Source organism: Rufibacter soli, from assembly GCF_054781795.1.
Genome location: NZ_BAAGTS010000001.1, coordinates 45,688 through 67,028, shown reverse-complemented (window position 1 = coordinate 67,028; position 21,341 = coordinate 45,688). Strand labels below are relative to the sequence as shown.

Annotated in this window: 15 protein-coding genes; 8 read left to right on the top strand and 7 right to left on the bottom strand. The window is 47.8% G+C overall.

The genetic code is table 11. The features are described 5' to 3' along the window. Positions 1 to 351 precede the first annotated feature (351 nt). Entirely contained in the window at positions 352 to 1,182 is an 831-nt protein-coding gene (cdaA, locus tag ACYVJQ_RS00275) for a diadenylate cyclase CdaA (RefSeq protein WP_460891064.1), read from the bottom strand. Continuing rightward, complete coding sequence (gene folP / locus ACYVJQ_RS00270; protein ID WP_460891063.1) at positions 1,179 to 1,958, bottom strand: dihydropteroate synthase; 780 nt, start codon at positions 1,956 to 1,958, stop codon at positions 1,179 to 1,181. Before folP ends, cdaA begins: the two co-directional genes overlap by 4 nt. Before the next feature lie 126 nt (positions 1,959 to 2,084). On the opposite strand from folP, the gene ACYVJQ_RS00265 reads away from it, so the two are divergent. From ACYVJQ_RS00265 to ACYVJQ_RS00245, 5 genes are all read left to right on the top strand, one after another. Then, the gene (locus ACYVJQ_RS00265; RefSeq protein ID WP_460891062.1) at positions 2,085 to 2,654 is read left to right on the top strand and encodes a DUF1599 domain-containing protein; all 570 of its coding nucleotides are present in this window, start codon (positions 2,085 to 2,087) and stop codon (positions 2,652 to 2,654) included. Beyond that, positions 2,635 to 3,750, top strand: a complete 1,116-nt coding sequence (locus tag ACYVJQ_RS00260) for a BT_3928 family protein (protein ID WP_460891061.1) — start codon at positions 2,635 to 2,637, stop codon at positions 3,748 to 3,750. The genes ACYVJQ_RS00265 and ACYVJQ_RS00260 overlap by 20 nt, the downstream gene beginning before the upstream one ends. A 133-nt stretch (positions 3,751 to 3,883) precedes the next feature. Continuing rightward, positions 3,884 to 4,444 (top strand): shikimate kinase, encoded by a 561-nt coding sequence (locus ACYVJQ_RS00255; protein WP_460891060.1) that lies wholly within the window; start codon positions 3,884 to 3,886, stop codon positions 4,442 to 4,444. A 78-nt stretch (positions 4,445 to 4,522) separates the two neighbouring features. Further along, on the top strand, positions 4,523 to 5,134 hold the full coding sequence (locus ACYVJQ_RS00250) for a sterol desaturase family protein (RefSeq protein ID WP_460891059.1): 612 nt from the start codon (positions 4,523 to 4,525) through the stop codon (positions 5,132 to 5,134). 521 nt (positions 5,135 to 5,655) lie between these two features. Then, on the top strand, positions 5,656 to 7,974 hold the full coding sequence (locus ACYVJQ_RS00245) for a T9SS type A sorting domain-containing protein (RefSeq protein WP_460891058.1): 2,319 nt from the start codon (positions 5,656 to 5,658) through the stop codon (positions 7,972 to 7,974). Positions 7,975 to 8,067: 93 nt separating this feature from the next. Here the strand turns inward: ACYVJQ_RS00245 and ACYVJQ_RS00240 are convergent, their stop codons facing one another. Together ACYVJQ_RS00240 and ACYVJQ_RS00235 are read right to left on the bottom strand one after the other, a co-directional pair. After that, complete coding sequence (locus ACYVJQ_RS00240; protein WP_460891057.1) at positions 8,068 to 8,238, bottom strand: hypothetical protein; 171 nt, start codon at positions 8,236 to 8,238, stop codon at positions 8,068 to 8,070. A gap of 360 nt (positions 8,239 to 8,598) precedes the next feature. Continuing rightward, the gene (locus tag ACYVJQ_RS00235; protein WP_460891056.1) at positions 8,599 to 9,771 is read right to left on the bottom strand and encodes a S8 family serine peptidase; all 1,173 of its coding nucleotides are present in this window, start codon (positions 9,769 to 9,771) and stop codon (positions 8,599 to 8,601) included. 1,161 nt (positions 9,772 to 10,932) lie between these two features. Here ACYVJQ_RS00235 and ACYVJQ_RS00230 point away from each other — a divergent pair. The 3 genes from ACYVJQ_RS00230 to ACYVJQ_RS00220 all read left to right on the top strand — a co-directional run bounded on the left by ACYVJQ_RS00230 (position 10,933) and on the right by ACYVJQ_RS00220 (position 16,864). Further along, entirely contained in the window at positions 10,933 to 13,083 is a 2,151-nt protein-coding gene (locus ACYVJQ_RS00230; RefSeq protein WP_460891055.1) for a YDG domain-containing protein, read from the top strand. A 636-nt stretch (positions 13,084 to 13,719) separates the two neighbouring features. Beyond that, positions 13,720 to 14,985: a T9SS type A sorting domain-containing protein gene (locus tag ACYVJQ_RS00225; protein ID WP_460891054.1), complete on the top strand. Its 1,266-nt coding sequence runs from the start codon at positions 13,720 to 13,722 to the stop codon at positions 14,983 to 14,985. Between the two features lie 346 nt (positions 14,986 to 15,331). Next, positions 15,332 to 16,864: a SulP family inorganic anion transporter gene (locus ACYVJQ_RS00220; protein ID WP_460891053.1), complete on the top strand. Its 1,533-nt coding sequence runs from the start codon at positions 15,332 to 15,334 to the stop codon at positions 16,862 to 16,864. Positions 16,865 to 17,221: 357 nt separating this feature from the next. Here the strand turns inward: ACYVJQ_RS00220 and ACYVJQ_RS00215 are convergent, their stop codons facing one another. From ACYVJQ_RS00215 to ACYVJQ_RS00205, 3 genes are all read right to left on the bottom strand, one after another. Further along, the gene (locus tag ACYVJQ_RS00215; RefSeq protein ID WP_460891052.1) at positions 17,222 to 18,589 is read right to left on the bottom strand and encodes an MBL fold metallo-hydrolase RNA specificity domain-containing protein; all 1,368 of its coding nucleotides are present in this window, start codon (positions 18,587 to 18,589) and stop codon (positions 17,222 to 17,224) included. A 467-nt stretch (positions 18,590 to 19,056) separates the two neighbouring features. Next, positions 19,057 to 20,085 carry a UDP-glucose--hexose-1-phosphate uridylyltransferase gene (locus ACYVJQ_RS00210; protein WP_460891051.1) on the bottom strand — a complete coding sequence of 343 codons (1,029 nt, stop codon included), beginning with the start codon at positions 20,083 to 20,085 and terminating at the stop codon, positions 19,057 to 19,059. Between the two features lie 59 nt (positions 20,086 to 20,144). Next, the gene (locus ACYVJQ_RS00205; RefSeq protein ID WP_460891050.1) at positions 20,145 to 21,317 is read right to left on the bottom strand and encodes a galactokinase; all 1,173 of its coding nucleotides are present in this window, start codon (positions 21,315 to 21,317) and stop codon (positions 20,145 to 20,147) included. Positions 21,318 to 21,341: the final 24 nt, after the last annotated feature.

Genomic DNA, 21,341 nt, shown 5'->3' with positions numbered 1-21,341 from the left:
GGAGGGAGAAGATGAAACAAGAAAGCATAAGGGCTTAAGGCTAGAACAGACACCACGCCAGCAGCAGGCGGGAAGGCGTGTACACGGAAGAAGCAAGGTGAGAGGAAGTCTTGGTCGTCGGCCCATATGAACACCAATAAAGGCAAACAGTAGGAGAATGTAGAGAATGCAAATTATGAGGCTTGCGCCTCAGGGAAGTTGGAAACTTCCCAAATGATAGGTCCAAGTTGAAAACTTGAACCAGGGAGAGTGCTCAGGTGACTATTAATGAAAGAGAAGCGATATCCTTGCCTAAAACGAGTAGAAGGCAAAGAGAACAGTAGCAGGAGAGGGTCGGAGAAAAATATGGTCTTAAGCCGCCGCTACTTTCTCCACTACCTTAGGCTCAATGTCAAACAGGAAATGGTTTAGTTTGGAGCGCAGGTCGGCGGCGGAAAGGTTGCGGAAGACCTCACCGTTGCGGACCAGGGCAATCTGGCCGGTTTCCTCAGAGACTACCAATACCACACTGTCGGTGACCTCGGTTAAGCCGATGGCGGCGCGGTGCCGGAGGCCCATAGAGGCAGGCACGTCGTTGCTCTCGGTGACAGGCAGAATGCAGCGGGCGGCTTTAATGCGGTTGCCGTGAATGATGACGGCGCCGTCATGCAGAGGGCTATTCTTATTGAAGATGGAGATAAGAAGACGTTTGCTTACTACGGCATCTATGGAATCTCCAGACTCAGCGAAGTAGCGCAACTCAGAGCTTCGGGCGAAAACGATGAGGGCACCGGTGTTCTTGCCGGCCAGGGACTTGGCTGCTTCTATAAAAGGAGTGATGGACAAGCGGTCTTCGGTGACGGTGCGGCGCCAGGGGAACCCTTTGAACAGCCGCTCATTGTTGAAGGCGGTGGTTTTGCCAATCATGAGCAGAAACCGCCTGATCTCGGGCTGGAACACAATGATGGCGGCCAGAACACCCACGCCCATGAACTGGCCCAGAATGATAGTGAGCAGCTCCATGCCCGCGGCTTTCACCACCAAGTACAGCAAATAAACAGACAGAAGCCCCAGGAAAATTTTAAGGGCCACGCTTCCCGTCAGGAGTTTGTAGAGTTGGTAGAGTAGCACCGTTACCAGCAGGATATCTATGATATCCAGCCACTCTATGTCTAAAAACCCTATGGAAAACAGTGAAATCACGGCGCTAATGTCTTTTTTACAATTTGTATGGTCTGCATGGCCTCCTTTACGTCATGTACCCGCAAGATATCGGCTCCGTTGAGTAACGCCAGGGTGTTGGCTACAATTGTGCCGGTGAGGGCTTCTTCTGGACCTACGTCCAGTGGCTTGTAAGTCATAGATTTGCGGGAAAGGCCAATTAGGAGCGGTAGCTGGAAGATTTCCAGTTCCCGCAGGTGACGCAGCAGCTGGAAATTCTGCTCTACGTTTTTGGCGAACCCAAAGCCCGGGTCCAGGATGATGTCTTTCACACCCGCCGCCCGCAGCATAGCTATGCGCTCCGAGAAAAATGAGATAACCTCTTCCAGCAGGCCCTTCTCATAATGGGTAAAGTTAGCCATGGTTTGCGGCGTGCCGCGCATGTGCATGAGCAGGTAGGGAACACCCAGTTTGCCGGCCACGGCAAACATCTCCTCATCCAGGGTGCCGCCAGAAACATCATTGATAATATGGGCTCCGCGTTGCACGGCCTCCCGGGCTACTTTGGATCTGAAGGTGTCTATGGAGAGCAGCGCCGCTGGAAACTCTTTGGCCAATGCCTCTATTACAGGTATTACGCGATCCAGTTCTTCCTGTTCTGAAACCTCTGGGGCGCCGGGGCGCGTAGAATACCCGCCAATGTCCAGGAAGGTGGCTCCCTCAGTGAGCATCTTCTTTGCCTGGGCCAGGGCCTGCTGCACCCCTTGCAACCGGCTCTCCGGATAGAAAGAATCTGGGGTGAGGTTTAGGATACCCATAACCGTGGGCTGCGGCAGCAAGACCAAGCGCCCCCCGCAGTTGAGGGTGGTTTTTTTGCAAAAAAGTGTATCTTTCGCGTTCAATTGGCCTATAGTATCATTTCCTATAAAGTTAAAATTAAAAACTTGATTCACCAAACCGCCCAGGAGTACAACCGCGTGATAGAGGCCTGCCAGCGCCTGTTTTTGCAAAAAACCCAGGACTACGGGACCGCCTGGCGAATTCTGCGGCTGCCCTCCATCACAGATCAGATCTTTATCAAAGCGCAGCGCATCAGGTCTATTCAGGAGAAAGGCACCCAGAAAATCCAGGATGACATTACCTCTGAGTTTGTGGCCATTGTGAACTACTGCGTGATTGCCCTCATGCAGGAGCAATTAATGGCGCAGGGCGAAACCGAGCAGGCCCTGCCGGTGGAGCGGGTGCGGGCCCTGTATGAAGAGGAGATCCAGAAAACTTCTGCCCTGCAGCAAGATAAAAACCATGACTATGGCGAGGCCTGGCGCAGCATGCGTATAGAGTCTATGACGGATCTCATACTCATGAAGCTTTACCGCACCAAACAGATAGAAGACAATGACGGGCAGACGCTGGTCTCTGAGGGCGTGGAAGCCAACTACCGTGACATGCTCAACTATGCCGTGTTCTGCCTCATTAAACTAAATTACCCCAGCCATGGCGCTACGTCTGCTTAGTAGGTTTGCCTGGGTGATAGTGGGCGGGCTGTTCATTTTCTCGGGTCTGATCAAACTCAATGACCCGGTAGGTACCGCCATAAAACTGGAGGAGTACTTTGAGGTGTTCGCTATTGATTTCTCAAAGCTGTTTCTGAGTATCAAGCCCTTTGCGCTGTACCTGTCTATTTTCCTGAGTACCCTTGAGGTAGTTTTAGGGGTGGCGCTGTTGGTGCGCTGGCGGCTGAACCAGGTGCTCTGGTCTCTGTTTTTCCTGACCCTGTTTTTCACCTTCCTCACGTTTTACTCGGCGTACTTCAACAAGGTCACTGACTGCGGCTGCTTTGGCGATGCCATAAAGCTTACGCCCTGGGAGTCCTTTAGCAAAGACGTATTTCTACTGGTCTTGATTCTGCTGTTGCTGGCCACGCAGCGCTCCCTGCGCTCCTTGGGAAGTGTGAGAAGCAAGGTGCCTGGTATTTTGGTGGTATTGGCCCTTTTGCTTTCCGTAGGCATTGGGGCGTATGCCTACCGGCATGAGCCCTTCATAGATTTCCGGGCGTACCGGGTAGGGGCCAATCTGCCCAAACTCATGAAGCCTTCGGCGCCGCTCCGGTACCAATACGTGATGGAGAAAGGTGGCAAGCAACATGCCTTTGAGAGCTACCCCACAGATACCACCTACGTGTTCAAGCAAATGGTACCACTCAACCCCGAGGACGGACCCAAGATCACGGATTTCAATGTCTGGAACGACCAGGGCGACTTTACTCAGGAGATGTTCATTGGCAACCGCCTGCTCATTCTGGTCAAAGACGTAAACAAGGCAGATCGTGAGAGTTTTGCGGGCATCAATACCCTTCTGGCGGGCCTGGAGAAAACCCCGTCGCCTAAAGTGGTGCCGGTGGTGATCACCTCCAGCAGTAGCCAGGACTTTGATGTGTTCCGGCATGAGATCAACCTGTCAGCGCCGTACTTCTTTGCGGATGCCACCGTGCTTAAAACCATGATTAGGGCCAACCCCGGGCTGTTGTTGCTCAAGAACGGCATTGTGGTAGGCAAGTGGCATTACCATGATGTGCCTACTGCCGCTGAGGTGCAAGCCCTCTTAAAATGACCCGGCCAGATGCCTGATGCAATTGCGTTTTAAGCCTGTTTTTGGAAAAACAGGCTTAAAACGCAATTGTTCTCTGGGCTTTCCCCAGGTTCTCCCACCTGGTCACTTTTATTCTTCAAGCAAAAATTCAGAAATGACAGATAGGTCTTTGTCCCAGGGTTCAAAAGCCGGCGTGGTTTTTCTGGTGGGTATGCCCGGCTGCGGGAAATCTACCGTGGGCCGCGCGCTGGCAGAAGAAGTAGGATACACCTTTTTGGACCTTGACACGTTAATTGAAGAACAGGAAGGTGCCACCGTGCCCCAGGTTTTTGAGCGAAAAGGCCAGGCGTATTTCCGGGAGGCCGAGGCGCGGGCCTTACGGCAGGTGACAGGGGAGAAGCGCGGTGTGGTATTGGCAACGGGTGGGGGAGCACCCTGCTTTCATGGCAATATGACGTTTATGTTGGAAAACGGGGCCGCCGTTTATCTGCAGGTACAGCCCCAGGATTTGGTAGCCCGTCTTACCCGGCAAGATCTGGATGCCCGCCCCTTGCTGCGGGAGAAATCGCCGGAGGCACTGGAAGAGTACTTAGCAGAAACCTTGGCGCAACGGGAGTTATTTTATGCCCAGGCGGCTTTTACTGTTGAGGCTGGGGGCAAGACAGTTGCAGAGGTGGTAGCCGCCGTAAAGCAGTACCTCACCGGTCTCTGGTGATATTCTGACTGGAGACATCAGATATTTGTTTAATTTTGCGTTCAGAAGCAAAGCAACGTTTCATTTAATCTTTTACTTATGAAACCGAATCACAAAGGATCAGCAACACTTTTCCAAAATCCTGTGCTGGAACGGCTCACCCATACCCACATTGCTATTCCAATCACCATCTTCCTGATTATTGCCACTGGCTTGCTGGTGTATGGGTTTCAATACGGCTTTTTAGATGTCTTGTCGGCGGTAGGGTTGTTTCTGGCCGGTTGGTTGATTTTCTCGTTAGTAGAGTATCTGGCGCACAGGTTCATCTTCCACATGGAGCCTACCAATGATCTTAAGAGAAACATCCAGTATACGTTCCATGGCAACCACCATGATTACCCCAAAGACAAATCCAGGCTGGCCATGCCTCCTATTGTGAGTCTGTTTCTGGCTTCCTTCTTCTTCTTCGTGTTTAAACTGATTTTTGGAAGTATGGTATTTGGTTTGGTGGCAGGTTTTCTGTTTGGCTATGCCTTGTATCTGTTTGTACACTACGCCGTGCATGCCTACGCACCGCCCAAGAACTTTTTGAAACAACTCTGGATTCACCACAGCATTCACCACTACAAAGACCCTGAAAGGGCTTATGGGGTTTCTACCCCGCTTTGGGATTGGTTACTGGGTACCATGCCACAGAAAACCAAAAGATAGGATTGCTTTCTGAATCATAAAAAAGGGCCTCTGGTAAGAGGCCCTTTTTTTATACCCAACCCTTTTTGAAATAGCCTGTTTTTGGGTTGATTTTACCTACTAGTAGGTATTGCCAGTGTTGGATAATTTCTCATTATCTGTCATTAATATTAATTTAAAGTAAAATAGCATTGTATTTTGCCTATATAGTTAGAAATATTACTGGATTGTTGGATAATTATATTGGATATATAGCATAATGTTGAAAATATTTAAAAAGAGGACCTCTTTTCAGTGCTTATATCCTTTGCCGAGTTTTCAAAATGCCTCCATTTCATCGGGTGTATGCACTAGTTCATCCCTCAAATCCTATTGTTCAGCTTATAGAATGAAAAAGGCGCAAAAAAGATAGCACATTATAGGGTAACCGTGGGATTTTACTTTGTTGAGTGCAAGGGATTGGCCTATTGAATTGGACGATTTGGCCCGTCTACCTTTGTAGGGACAAAACAACAAAGAACAAAGACAACACAAGATTACCAATGACAACCATTTCCCGCTACTTAAAGGTAGCCTTAGTAGGTGCCCTTACCTTTCTCACTTCGGTTCCCTTTGCCAATTCCCAGTCCATTTCCATTACCAAGCCAGGGGTTTCCTATTCCCAGGATTTTAACGCTCTTCCTAGGCTCCTCTCCACCGACAATGGAACGGTAACCTCAAAGCCTTGGCAAAATGACATAACCCTGCCTGGCTGGAGTGCCACTGTAAACGGCATTAGCGTTTCTACCATTGAAATAAGCCAGGGCGCAATCTCTGATAAAGGACTTAAAAGCATTGGCGCTACGGCCACCACAACAGAAAGAAGTCTGGGAAGTTACGCCTCCAGCAGTGAACCGGTAGTGTATGGTGTCAGTTTCGTGAATGCCATCGCCCGGCCGTTAACCCAAATTGGCATTGGCTTTGAGTTGCAGCAATGGTATGCAGGCCCATCTGAATCCAGCCTTCGGGTAGAGTATAGAATCACCGCTAAAGGAGCCATTGCCGGCGCCTGGGTACCTCTTACTTCCTTGGTTTCACCGGTATCTGGCAACCTAAGTTCCATTATTGACGGTAACGCTTTAGCTAATAAGACTATTGTAAACCTTACCCTGGCTGGTATCAACTTGGCTCCTGAGGCAGAGTTGGCCATCCGGTGGATTGATGACAAAACGAATGGTAAGGACTTGTTAGCCATTGACAATTTTCAGCTTTCCACGGCTTTGTATGAAAAGATCTTTTACAGCAGCTCTACTGTAGGTACTGACCTGAGCAAGCTCTCGGCCTGGAACTCAGACGCAGCAGGCAAGGGTACCCTCCCGGTTTCATTTACAGACCCCTACCAAACCTTTATAGTGCAGGCGCCACTTTCGGGTAGTCATACCCTTGCCAGCCACCTGGTCCTTTCAGGTTCCTCTAAAGTGGTGGTAGGTACTGGTTTGCCTATCCAATTCACTATTCCTGAGAATGTGAGGTTAGAGGCCGGCGTAATGGATATTGCTGCCAGTGCTACGGTGACAATTGCCAGTGATGTGGTGCCTACCTTAGGCTTAGTGAATGCTAATAGTACCGTTATTTATAACTCCAAAAACAGCCAATTGATAAAGCTAGGTTCTTACGGCAACCTATTGATTGACGGGACCGGCGGAAACGTGAAAAAACTAAGCCAACGGGTAGTGGTACAAGGAGAGTTAGAACTGCGGAACGGTGCCAGGCTTGAGGCCGGTGAGTTTGATGTAGTGCTGCAGGATAGTAAAAAAGCTATTAAATATGACGTGAACAGTTTTCTGGTAACTAATGGAAAAGGCCGCCTGAAGATGAAGTTAGCTCCTGGAGATAGCGCCGTTTTTCCGGTGGGCCTTGTAAAGGCACTGCCTGTTAAACTGAAGCTTAGTGCCGCCAGCTTGGCAGATACCTTTAGCGTGAAAGTGATGGAGGGGATCTATTCTGCCTACAATAATAACCTGCCTACCGGGTTTTTGCTAGACAATAAAGTGGTAGGCAAAACCTGGGTAGTAGACGAGCATACAACCGGTGGCTCTAACCTAACCATGACCCTTACCTGGAACGCAGAAGATATAGCCCTTGGATTTGCCTCTGACAGCGCGCACCTGCTGCACTACTACAACCAAAACTGGGACAAGGGTGCCGCCGGGAAAGTGACCCTGAAAAATGGGTTGTACTCCATTACCAGAACCGGTATTACCTCCTTTTCTCCCTTTGCCGTGGCAGACCCAAGTGCTAATCTAACCAGCCCGCAGCCCCTGCCTGTAGAACTGCTCTACTTTCAGGCCAAGCGAGTAGGCCAGCAGGTGCAGTTTCTATGGGCCACAGCCTCTGAGAAGGACAATGCTTTCTTTATTCTGGAGCACAGCCTGGACGGAAAGAACTTCCTGCCGGTAGGCCAAGCCATAAAGGGAAGTGGAAATAGTGCCGTGGCTTTGTCCTATAGCTACCTCTTGGATAATGCAGACACTCAAACCAGTTATTTCCGGTTAAAGCAAACCGATTTTGACGGTGGGTTTGAGTATTCTAAAGTGGTAGCCGTGAATGCTTTAAAAAGCAAGGCGCCCTCTCTGCCAGCTATTGCCGCTTTTCCTAACCCTAGCGCAGACGGTAAAATACAGTTGGTAACTGAAAAATCCCTTGGTCTTGTGACTGTTACTGTTCTGCAAGGAACCGGGCAAGTAGTTTTTCAGCAGCAGGCAGAATGGGGGCAAGGGAAGCCTCTGGCACTTGATCTGTCTGCGCAGCAATCAGGCGTCTATTTTGTGCAGGTGCAGACCGGTTCTTCCAAAGAAGTGATAAAAGTAATAAAGCGCTAAAAGCGCAGCTATACTTGCAAAACGCAAAGGCCACCTTGGTTTCAGGGTGGCCTTTGCGTTTTGAGCCCGTTTTTTAAAAAGTAGGCTTAAAATCTATCTTCTTATTTTTCTGAAAAGCCAAAGAATCAATAAAATGACCAATACAATAATGATCACCGATGCCCACATTCCTGCCTTGAAAATATCACCTATAACGTCACAGCTGGAGAGGGTTATGGTCAGGACCGCCATAAGGGCGAAGAAGTATGCTTGTAAATTTTTCATAGTAGTAGGTTAAAGTCAAAGAAGGGCTCTTGCCATTCAAGAGCCAGTATATAGTTTAAATACTCTATCTAGCTGTAAAAGGTTAAAACCGAAGTAGAATAAGTCCTTTGTCTTAATAAGGTGAAATGGATGAAGAGCGCAGAAGCTAACGGAGACCGGGGCAATCCTATACCAAATTCCTGGGTTGGGTCTAAGTATCTTAGAACTTGGGATGCAACAGAACCGTGATGGCAAAGCCTTCTTTGACTAGCCATTTTACTGCTAGGTGTAGTTGATGTGATAGCAGGAGCTTTATATAGAAGAAAGGCCCGTCTCCATTGGAGACGGGCCTTTCTTCTATATAAAGCTCAAACTTATTGCTTATTTAAGGGCGATTGGATCTGGTTTGCCATCTGGATCTGCCGTCACATAGCCTTGGCTTCCTACTCTTCCGCCGGTGAGGGCTAAGATACCGGCCACGTGTGGGGCGGCGTAAGAAGTACCGTTACCGGTTGCATAGCCACTTCCTTTCCAGGTCATTTGTACGTCTGTGCCAGGAGCAGCCACGTTCACAGAAGCACCGAAGTTAGAGGTAGGGTTGAACGCAGACAAAGAAGTCATGTTAGATACCACAAATACATTAGGGGCTACCACACGGGCTGGGGAGATGTTAGAGCAATTTGTGTAGCTGTTACCAGCAGCTACGGCTACGAAAATACCGCGGGCGGCAACTTTTTTCACCAAGTCATCCAGCATGGTAGAGCCGGTAACCCCAAGGCTCATATTTACTACATCGCCGGCTTTACCGTTCTGATACACGTGGTTCAAGGCAGAGTAAATACGGGTAAGCGTGCCGTAACCGGTATTGTCAAACACCCGAAGGGCTACGATGGAAGCATTAGCAGCTACTCCTACCACACCAACTGTGTTGTCTTTAGCGCCAATGATGCCTGCTACTGCCGTACCGTGGCCATAGCCATCTTCATAAGAAACATCACCAGAGATAAATGATTTGCTGCGGGTTTTGTCAACGTTCAAATCTGGGTGGGAAGACTGTACGCCTGAGTCAATTACCCAAACGGTTTTGCCGGTACCATCACCATACCCTACGCGGGCAACACCCCAGGGAATAGTCTGCGAAGAGGAGGTAGAAGTAGTGGTAGTGGTTGAAAATAAAGTAGCGGTAGATTTCTCTAGGGTAATAGCTTGTTCCTGTTCTACATAGGCAACTTCGCCATCTTGTTTCAACTGCTGTACTTCCTCTTTGCTGAGGTTGCCAATGAACCCATCTGAAGCGCCATTAAACACATCGCTTACACGTTCGCTGTTAATACCTAATTTCTGCAGTATGCGGTTTCTTTGCTCCTGGGCGTTGCTGGCTTTGCCGTCTTTCAGGATAACAATGTATTTACCAGAAACAGCCTGGGTAGTTCCAGCAGCGGCTGGAGTTGCAGAAGTTTCTTCTAGAACCTCATCTTTTTGGCAACCAGCCATGGTAAACGCAGAAGCAAGAGCAAAGAATGATACTGCTTTTTTGAAATTAGATGTTTTCATAGACATTCAATTTTAGTTGAAGACGAAAGCGCAACCTTGCGTTGTGCATATCCGTAACCTCCGGCCTTTGTGTAAGGTTCAATAGGTTTCAAAAAAACATATAATATTTTTACTAAGTTGATATCACTATGGGTTGGTAATGAGTAAGATATAGTTGCATGTAAATACATGGATATTGCTATACTCAATTCCTTAAAGGTATGTCCTCACATTAAATTAGAGTCACAGAAATTAAATATCCTTGTAGGATCATTAACCATTAAAATTGTCACTCTACTCTACTAAAAAAGGGACAAAAAACATTTTTTAATAGGGCCGTTCTTAATAAAGCTTAGAGTAACTAGCCAATCGCTGAGGGAAGAGAGCCTAAGCTAGGCTACTGTCTTCATTAGCAGAAAGGAGAATAAAAGAGCCAACATGGGCTGCAATTCTTCCATCACTATCTAATCAGGTAGGACCAGATCCCACGCTCCTTATAAACTTGGTGAACATGCAAAACCAGCTATGGCCAGTTGTTTCATAGAAATACGGCAGCAATTCTTTTCACCTCAGAAAAACCAGCTTGCTGAAAACCGTGGGTTTGCTACTTACAAGCTGATTATATATTGAAAGTTTAAAGCGAGTTTAAATTTCTGATTTTGAGCTTAAGTTGTTTGTGTTAAGGTGTTTATAAAGATGAATGTTGATTTTTGGTTATCCATTTTACTAGCTTAAGATGTAGTTGTTTGACTTAGGTAAAAAGTTGAGTATGTGACTTTAATAGGATAATTTGAATTATTTTAAATAAAATATTTAGAAATAAACTTATAAACCTGTTAAAGCATGTGTAACATTAATTAGAAAGTTTTGAAATTAAATAATAAAAAATAAAAAATATACATACTAAGCGCTTGATGAGTAAAAAAGCCAGTTGATATAAATTTTTATGTTAAGTAATAGGTCAAAATCAACTGTTTCATGTCAATTAAAGGTTTTGTAAAATACTTAAATAGGATAATATTTAATTTTTTATGTATTAAATTAAAGGTGATATGGGGTTTTATTGATTTAGTTATATAAATAACAATTGGGAATTGACTTGGAATAATTTACAATTTTGCAAAGTAGTTTCTAAAAAATAAGAGCTAAATACAAAATCGAAATTATTTAAAGTAACCTCAAATGAAAAACTTGTACTCATCTTGTAAAGATCTTTTGCTGGTAGTGTGTTCGCTTGCTTTGGAGATAGTGCGCTTAGGTAAATCAGCAAAACCTTCCTCCTCATCTAAACCCTATTTTTCAAGCCAAACTTTTGTAGGGCTTATAATAGCGGGATTAACTTTGGCAACCAGCCTAAATGCAGAAGCACAAACTATCAAAGTTACAGCAGTTACACCCAATCCAGTTTGTGCCGGCTCGGTTGTCAATATTGCATTTGATGCTGTTAATCATAATGGAGGTGGGAATACAACTTCCCATTTTTCAGAAACTTCTTCCTTTCAGGTATATGTAAGTGCTGCTGGAGGTGCAGCGCCATATACCTTAGTTGGCCTTTTAGGGAATAGAACCTCTACTAATGGGTTTGCAGTGGGGTCAGGAGGGTACGTAAACAAGCTAAATGGTACCATAACGTTGCCAAGTAACCTTAGCGGCACGTATACCATTGCCATTAATTCTGATAACCCAGCTTCCACAAATACACTTGCACAAAGCGCATCACCTTTGCTTACTGTTTATGGTACAACAGCTGCACCTACAAACCCAACTAACAGGTCTTTCACCTATGGAGAAGCCAGTCCGAATAAAACGCTGCAAGTAACTGTACCTGCTGGTTATACCGTTAACTGGTATAGTGATGCTACAGGCTCTAATAGAGTTGCCACTAACTCTACCTCCTTTCTTGTAAACCAAACCACTGCCGGAACTTTTACTTACTATGCTGAGGCCATAAATGAATTAGGGTGCGTTAGTGGGACAAGAACCTCTGCCAGCCTTACAATCAATAAAAGGTTACTAACCATTTCTAGCCCTGCTGCTGTAGCCAAAACGTATGATGGCACAAATGCTGCCACTATCACAGGTACTTTGCAAAATGCCTTAACTGGAGATGATATAGCCTTTATAGGAACAGGCACGTTCGGCTCTGTGAATGTAGGAATAGGTATCAGTTGTACCTCTACTTGCACTCTTAAGGGTGATGCAAAAGATAATTATACTCTTGTGCAGCCTACGGGTTTAAGTGCAGCAATTAACCCCAAGTCTCTCACTTTAACTGCTATTGGTATTGACAAGGAGTATGATGGTTCAAGAATTGCTGCAGTCACTTTATCGTCTGATAAATACCCTGCAGATAACTTATCTGTGGTTTATTCAGTAGCAGAGTTTTCAGACAAAAACGCGGGTTCTAACAAAACTATAAATATCAATGGCATCTCATTGAGAAACAATGACCTTGGTAATTATACCCTTGCTGGTACAACTGTGCCTCGCGCTTCTGCTGCCATTACCCCTAAAGGGATTGTGGGATTCTTTACCGCAAAAGACAAAGAGTTTAATGGTACAACAGCTGCTGAAGTTGTCACCAGATCCGTTGCCGGGCAACTTGAAGGGGATAACGTTAGCTTGTTTGGTGGAACAGCTACCTTTGATACTCCTGAAGTAGGTAATAATAAAATTGTTACTCTAAGTGGTGCCTCCTTGTCAGGGAATGATGCAGGTAATTATTTCCTGAACTCTATAGCTACTGCAACTGCTGCCATTACAGCACCTGTTGTTCCGCTCCCTGTTTCATTAATTTCCTTCTCTGGAAAGCAAACCGACGGTTCTGTTAAGCTCTCCTGGTCTACAGCGTCAGAAAAAGACAACGAGTACTTCCAGGTGGAACGGAGCAAGGATGGGAAAAGCTTCCACGCAATTGGGAAAGTGGCCGGGCATGGAACCAGCAGCCTTCGCCTTGACTACAGCTTTGTAGACCCGGCCTCTGTATCAGGTACTATCTACTACCGCCTCAAGCAGGTAGATTATGACAAAAAGTTTGAATACTCTAAAGTAATAGCAGTAAAAGTTATTGGCCAAAAAGAAGTGCAAGCGACCTTAGTTGTATATCCTAACCCAACAGCAGGTAATGTTTCTGTAATGGCTTCTTCAGACTTAAGTGGCGAAGCCTTCTTGACCTTATTCCATAGTAGTGGAAAAGCAGTGCTCAAAAAGTCAGTGCAGGTAGAGGCTGGGCAGCCAGTTAATCTATCCTTGGAAAATCTATCGGCTGGAGTTTATTACCTGCAAATACAAACGGCTACTGGCAAAGCTACTACTCGTGTGGTAAAACAATAGGTATTCTTAAGAATTTAAAGCGGGAGCTATATAAAAAGTAGCTCCCGCTTTTTATTGCTTAATGTGTAAGGATTCCATCTTCAGAACCTTAGGGCATTGGTGCTATAGCTACATTAACAATAATGATTTGCCTGTGGGGAGGTAAAAAGAGAAGGAAGAGTTCTCTGAATTCAAGCCTTGATAATGAGGATTATAGGCTATAAGGTATCCAAACCTGCTCCATCCTGAAGATAGGTTGGTATTATTTCAATATAAGGTTAAAAAATAAATAGTATATAAAATGAAACAATAAAAAAGGTTATGCACTTAATAAAGAACTTTATATAATAATTCTTATATAATTTAGTGCCATTATTGATACAAGCATATAATTTGTTGGTTTTATCAAGTATAAACATTTTATAAAGTTTTGTTCTTCATTCTGCAAGGATTAGCTACAGGACTGGATTTATAAGAACTAGAAACAGGAATATACTTATTTAGGTTTGGCGAAAGTATTATTTTTAATTTTTCATAATTAGAATAGTTATAATGTTTTTCTGTCTGAATTGATATTTTTTCTTCCTCATCTTTGTGGAGTTATTTCAAATGAATAGCAGGTAAATACAACAAAGTATAACTTAACTAAATTCTCTTATGAAAAACTTGTACTCATCTTGCAAGGCTCTGGTGTTGGTAGTGTGTTTGCTCACTTTGCAAATGGTTGCAAATGGACAAGTATTGTTTAATGGAACTTCATATAGCCAAGACTTCAGTGCTTTGCCAACTTATTCAAGTGCCGCTAATGCCACTAATGAAAGCCCTTGGACTAATAATTCAAGTCTTCTTGGTTGGTATGTAACTTTAGGAACTGCTTCTCCAACTACAATTACAACTTATACTTTAGAAACTAAAAAATTTACAGGCAACGCGCAAGGGGTTCTATCATGTTATAATGATCCGAATACAACTCTAAAGGGTTTAGGATTTAGATCAAAGGGATTAGACGCAGCATATGGAGTGCGTCTGAAAAATACATCTGGTAAAACAATTACTAATCTAGTTGTAAATTTTTCAGTTAAAGCAATATACGTTAATACTTTGCGCGGCTTAACAATGGGGTATAGAATTGGTTCAACACAAACTGAAACTCTTATATCTCCTGCAGATGCAGCGGGCACTTGGCAGTCAATTCCGGGTTCATTCGATCGTAATTCCACTGATGCCAAGGTGGAATTGAATAATATATTATTACCCGATGGTTATGAAATATTTATAAGATTCGTTGATTTTGTCTCAACTAGATCTGGAAATGAAGATGATTTAGCTATTTCAAATTATAAAGTTTCATTAGGTGTACCAACCCCTCTCCCAGTAGAACTAACCTCCTTCTCTGCCAAAAGAGCCGGTAATGTGGTAAACCTCGCCTGGGCCACTGCCTCTGAAAAAGACAATGCTTACTTTGAAGTACAGCAGAGCGAAGATGGAAAAGCTTTCCAGGCAGTTGAAAAAGTAAAAGGTCACGGAACTACTTCCGTTGTTCAGTCTTATACCGCAGCCATTACTGCCGCAGCCGCTAAAACACTTTACTTCCGCTTGAAGCAAGTAGACTATGACGGCAAGTTTGAGTACTCAAAGGTAATTGCGGTAAAGGCAGCAGATGCTAAAACTAGCGTGAAAGCAGCACTGGAAGTATATCCTAACCCAACTACCAGCAAAGTGACCGTGAACACAACTGAAACCTCAGGAATAGCAGCAGTAACCCTGTTCCATAGCAGCGGACTTGCCGTTCTACAGCAAGAGGTACAACTGGCCGCTGGCAAAGGAATTGAGCTCGACCTGGCTGGTCAGCACGCAGGCATCTATTACCTGCAGGTTCAAACAGCCACTAGCAAAGCCATTACTCGCATTGTGAAAAAATAAGTACCTTCTTATATAAGAGTATCAAAGGCCACCTCTTGAGAGAGGTGGCCTTTGTCTTTTAGAGCTGTTGAAAGGTTAGACCACCCTTGCCAGCATGGTAGGGCAGTTGGCAGAAAAAGCCCTCCAGAATAAAATAGTACCTTTGCGCCAGATATGGCCTACTCCTCTCTGTATATAAGGCTCACTCCACCGTGATTCTTACCCGGCCAAACCTCTTTCGGTTTCAGAGCCTACCACACAAATAAAAACAAACGGTTTATCTTCTGCCTACTCCAGACCTATACATAAAAGGGCTAAACAAGGGCAAGGTGACCAATTATTGCAAATAGTACCATTGCCGTTTTAAATGAAGCCCTTTTTACGCCTATTTGATTTCAGCCAGAAAGTAGATTATAAAATAGAGGTCTTGGCTGGCCTCACGGTGGCCATGACTATGATCCCCGAGTCTCTGTCGTTTGCCATTTTGGCTGGCTTCCCACCACTTATGGGCTTGTATGCCGCCTTTATCATGGGGCTGGTCACGGCCGTGCTGGGCGGAAGGCCTGGTATGGTGTCTGGCGGGGCCGGGGCTACCGCCATTGTGTTGATTGCCCTCATGCAGGCCTATGGGCTGGAATACGTGTTTGCCGCAGTTGCCCTGGCGGGTGTGCTGCAGATTCTGGTGGGTCTATTTAAGCTGGGTAAGTTTATTCGGCTGGTGCCGCAGCCGGTGATGTTTGGGTTTGTGAACGGGTTGGCGGTCATCATCTTTATGTCCCAGATAGAGCAATTCAAAACCGTGGTCAACGGGGAAACTGCCTGGCTGACGGGCCCCGCTTTCTATACTATGGCAGGCCTGGTGGCCTTGACAATTGCCATTATTCTGTTGTTGCCTAAACTCTCCAAGGCCGTTCCGCCCTCGTTGGTAGCCATCCTGGTGGTGTTTGGCGTGGTCATGGGCTTCGGCATAGAAACCAAGGTAGTAAAGGATATCGCTTCCGTAAGCGGAAGTCTGCCTCCCTTCCATATACCCCAGATCCCATTCACATGGGAGACCCTGCAGATTATTTTCCCCTACGCCCTCATTATGGCCGGCGTAGGGCTCACCGAAAGCCTGCTGACCCTGAACCTGGTAGACGAGATTACGGGTACCCGCGGCAACGGCAACCGCGAGAGCATTGCCCAGGGCAGCGCCAATGTTTTGAATGGGTTCTTCTTTGGCATGGGCGGCTGTGCCATGATCGCGCAGACGCTGGTCAACCTTTCGGCGGGAGCCAGAGCCCGGTTGGCGGGTATCGTTTCTGCGCTCACCATTCTGGTGATTATTTTGGTGGGTGCTCCGGTCATAGAGCGGGTGCCCATGGCGGCGCTGGTGGGCGTGATGGTAATGGTGGCCATTGGCACCTTTGAGTGGATCAGTTTCAGGATTATCAACAAGATGCCCCGCCATGATGTGTTTGTAGGGATACTGGTGGCCGTGATCACCATTTGGCTACACAACCTGGCGCTGGCCGTGCTCATTGGCGTGATCATCTCGGCCCTGGTATTTGCCTGGGAAAGCGCCAAACGCATACGCGCCCGAAAATATGTGGATGACCAAGGCGTAAAGCATTATGAACTGTACGGCCCCCTGTTCTTTGGGTCGGTGTCGGCTTTCACTGAGAAGTTTGACGTGGCCAGTGATCCCCAGGAAGTGATCATTGACTTCAAAGACAGCCGCGTAGCCGATATGTCTGGTATAGATGCCCTCAATAAACTTACTGAACGCTACCAAAAGGCCGGCAAGAAACTGCACTTGCGGCACCTAAGCCCCGACTGCTTGACCCTACTCAAGAACGCTGATGCCGTGATTGATGTCAATATCCTGGAAGACCCGCATTACGCTGTGGTCACAGATTAAGCGTTTCAGGGCCATTTTACTGAAAACAGGCTCAAAACAAAAGAGTACTCTTTCAGTGCAGACTCTCCCCTTGAGGGGAGCGCAGAGGGGTGTTTACACAGGAGGGCACGCATTCCTGAGCCTGTCAAGTGTTAAACTTTGATCATTAGATATAAAGGCATTTCTTCAATACATGGCTCGGCAGATGTAAACACCCCTCTAACTCCCCTCAAGGGGAGAGTCTGCGCTTAGTAGGCGGTATTGGGTTTTGGGCCTGTTTTCTGGAAAACAGGCCCAAAACGCACTCCTTATATATAGAGTCACCAGCACTCCTTATTATATAGAGTAGCCAAAGTTAATCCGTAGTGCCACCAGCCACTAAACCACGTAAGACAACCTGAACTCCGGGATCTCAATGTTCTGGTAGCCCAGTTCAGACAAATCATCCTTCAGCTGGCCCATCACAGATTTCTCGCCGTGCACCAGAAAGATGCGCTGGATCTGTTCTTTGTCCTGGCAGTGCAGGAACTTGGCAATGTCGCCGTAGTCGGCGTGGGCGCTGTATTCTTTCATGATGAGCATTTCGGCTTTAACCTCTACCTCATCGCCTAGGATATAGACCTTCTCAGCGCCGTTCATGAGCTTGCCGCCCAGGGTGGAGGGCTCGCAGTAGCCGGTGATGAGCACGGCGCTGTTGGCGTCTGGCAGGTTGGTCTTGAGGTGGTGCTGGATGCGGCCCGCCTCCATCATGCCTGAGGAGGAGATAATCACGCAGGGCTCATCTATCTTGTTCAGCTCCTTGGAGTCATCTACCTCCGTTATATAAGTCAGCTCTGGAAACCCGAACGGGTCTGGGTCTTCTTTGAGGTACTCCTGCATGGTCTCCCTGAAGTACTGCGGGTTCTCGCGCAGAATATCAGTGGCGTACACAGAAAGCGGGCTGTCCACAAACACCTTCACCTCAGGCAACCGTCCTTCCTCGGCTAAGTAGTTCAGAGAGTAGATCAGTTCCTGGGTGCGGCCAATGCTAAACGCAGGGATTAACAGTTTGCCCTGCCGCTCCACGCACACCTCTTGAACAATCTTCTGCAGACGCTCCTCGGTGTTCTCCAGGCTGTCATGCACGCGGTTGCCGTAGGTAGACTCGCAGATAATAATTTCGGCCTGCGGGAACGCCTGCGGCGGATTTAAGATGCGATTGGCAAAGCGGCCTATGTCCCCACTGAAGCAAAGGGTGCGTTCCCGCCCGTCGTCCTGCAGCTTGAGGTTGATGGCAGCGCTGCCCAGCACGTGGCCGGTGTCGGTGAAGAGCAGTTCAATGTCTTCGTCTATGGTAAAGGCTTGGTCATAGGGCACGGTCACAAACTGTTGCAGGGCCTGCTCCGCATCTGCCTCGGTATAGAGAGGTTCAGAACTGCCATTGCCGTTGTTGCTCTGTATGCGGGCGCTGTCCAGGAGCAATAGTTTGCAGAGCTCCAAGGTAGGCGGAGTGCAGTATATGGGGCCTGTGTATCCCTCTGCTACCAGCCTAGGAATCAGGCCAGAGTGGTCAATGTGCGCGTGCGAGAGAATAAGGCAGGTGAGGTTCTCGGGCTCGAAATCAAAGGAGCGGTTGCGTTCCTCGGCTTTGTCGCCCATGCCTTGGGTAAGGCCGCAGTCCAGCAGAATGCGTTTGCCGTTTTCCAGGGTAATCAGGTGTTTGCTTCCAGTCACGGTCTGGGCCGCACCGTAAAAAGATATGGTCATAAAAAGAAAGTCTGAGTCTGAATAAGACGGATATTTACGGCCCCCAGTTTATTCAGATACAGGCAAAAGCCGTTTTGGGCCTGTTTTTCTAAAAACAGGCCCAAAACGAACAACCAGAAACGCCTGAATGGTTGAAGATTAGGTGGTTATGGTTTTCATCATTATCAGGAAGAGTAGGGGCAATCCCTTGTGGTTGCCCTTATATTTTGCTCACGTTTGGTGATCGTCCCCCCTTTGAAGGGGGTAGGGGGATGATTACTCGTGCTGTAAATAGCATTCCCGAAAATCGCCTTTCCCATCTCCGCAGATTGGTAGTTGGTTTTTTAATCGGCCTAGTCATCCCCCTTACCCCCTTCAAAAGGGGACGAAATGCGTGTTTCTTTTTGACTCAGGACTCGAGACTCTTGACTCAGAACTCATCACAGCTGTTTTAAGCCCGTTTTTCCAAAAACAGGCCCAAAACAGGTTTAAAGCAACGCACGCAGGCGGTCGGCGGCACTTTCTGGGGTGATGTCGCGTTGCGGGTCGCCCAGGAGCTCATAACCCACCATGAACTTCTTGACCGTGGCCGAGCGGAGCAGGGGCGGGTAGAAGTGCATGTGCAGGTGCCAGCCGGGGTAATCCTTGCCGTCTGTTGGGCTTTGGTGAATGCCTGCGGAGTAGGGGAATGAGGTGTCAAACAAGCGGTCATAGACCGAAGAGAGCTTTTTCATGATATCGGCGTAGCCGTCTTTCTCTGCATCTGTGATCTGGCCTAGGTGCTGGAAATGGCGGCGCGGGATGACAATGGTCTCAAAGGGCCAAATGGCCCAAAACGGGACCAGCGCCACCCAGTGCTCGTTCTCTACCACTATGCGGGCTTTGGTATCCAGTTCTTCTTTTAGGTAGTCTCCCAATAGGCTTCGGCCGTTTTGCTGGAAATAGCCTTCCTGCTGCTCGGTTTCTTTGGCGGGCTCACCAGGTACTGAGCTTTGGGCCCAGATCTGGCCGTGCGGGTGCGGGTTGCTGCTGCCCATCACGCTGCCTTTGTTCTCAAAGATCTGCACGTAGCTGATGTAGTCCAGTGCGCCCAGTTCCAGGTATTCCTGCTGCCAGAGGTCCACCACTTTCCTGATCTCAGTTACCTCCATGTCAGAAAGCGTGAGGTCATGGCGGGGCGAGAAGCAGATCACTTTACAGAGGCCACGTTCGCTTTGGGCCTGTAAAAGAGAGCCGGGTCTGGTAAAACTGCCAGATGGGCTGTCTGCCTGCAGGGCCGCGAAGTCATTCACGAACACAAAGGTGGAGGGGTAATCTGGGTTGGTCTCGCCGTTGGCGCGCATGTTGGTGGGGCAGAGATAACAGCCGGGATCATATTGCGGACGGGTATCTTTCTCAGCGGCCTCTTGCTGGCCTTGCCAGGGGCGTTTGGAACGGTGCGGCGATACCAGCACCCACTCGCCCAGCAAGGGGTTGAACCGGCGGTGAGAATGTTCCGTGATGTCAAATGCGCTCATAAGCGGAAATTGGTTTTAGCCTCTCCCGTTTGGCGGGGAGAGGCTTTGTAGAAATAAGATTAAGCGCTGGTTTTGGAGAAGTCTACCGGCACCAGGCTGCTGCCGTTCACAATCTCGGCCACGTAGGTTTTCAGGTCAATCCCGAACTTCTCTTTGTAGGCTTTGGTCATGTCTTGTGTGAAGGCATCCAGGTGGGTTAGTTTCACGATGTTGATGGTGCAGCCACCAAAGCCGCCGCCCATCATGCGGGCGCCTAGCACGGCGTCATTTTCCTTGGCCAAGGCGGCCAGGAAATCCAGCTCGGGGCAACTTACCTCATAGTCATGCTGCAGGCCGTGGTGCGAGGCATACATCTTCTGCCCGAAGGCTTCCACATCGCCGCGTTCCAGGTCTTTGCAGCCTTCTTCTACGCGCCCGTTCTCCTCTACCACGTACGTGCAGCGCTTATATACCACCGGGTCAAACTCCTGTTGGTGTTTAGAAAGCATTTCAAGGGTGGCGTCACGCAAGCTGTGCACCTGCGGGTAGTGCTTCTGCAGAATGGCCACGCCGGTTTCGCATTCCTGACGGCGAGTGTTGTATTCAGAGGAGGCTAGGGAGTGTTTCACCTGGGTGTCACAGAGTACGATGCGGTAATCGTCAATCTCCAGGGGGTAATACTTGTACTCCAGAGAGCGGCAGTCCAGCTTTACCACGTGGTTGTGCTTGCCGAACATGCTGGCGAACTGGTCCATGATGCCGCACATCACCAGCGCGTACTCATGCTCGGCCTTCTGGGCCATCTTGACCAGATCAAACTTTTCAATGCCGTAGGCGAAGAGGTAGTTTAGCCCGTAGGCGAGCCCGCACTCAACCGCCGCCGACGAGGAAAGGCCCGCCCCAATGGGAATGTTGCCGCCAAACACTACGTCAAAGCCCGGCACGTCATGGCCTGCCTTCTGCAGTTGCGCTACCACGCCCAGCAGGTAATTGGCCCAGCCAATCTCAGAACGCTGCACGTGGTTGAGGTCAAACTCGGCGGTTTCTTCCAGGTCATAGGCGTGGGCCCGCATGCTTTTGGTGCCGTTGGGCGCCAGTGCGAAGTAAATCTCTTTGTTGATGGCGGCCGGCAGCACGAAGCCCAGGTTGTAGTCTGTGTGTTCGCCAATGAGGTTTACCCGGCCGGGCGAGCGTACCACTATAGGTTCCTGACGGTATATTTCCTTGAATTTTGTGACAATGTCTTGGACCATAATTTCTCTTTTAAGCGCTAAAGG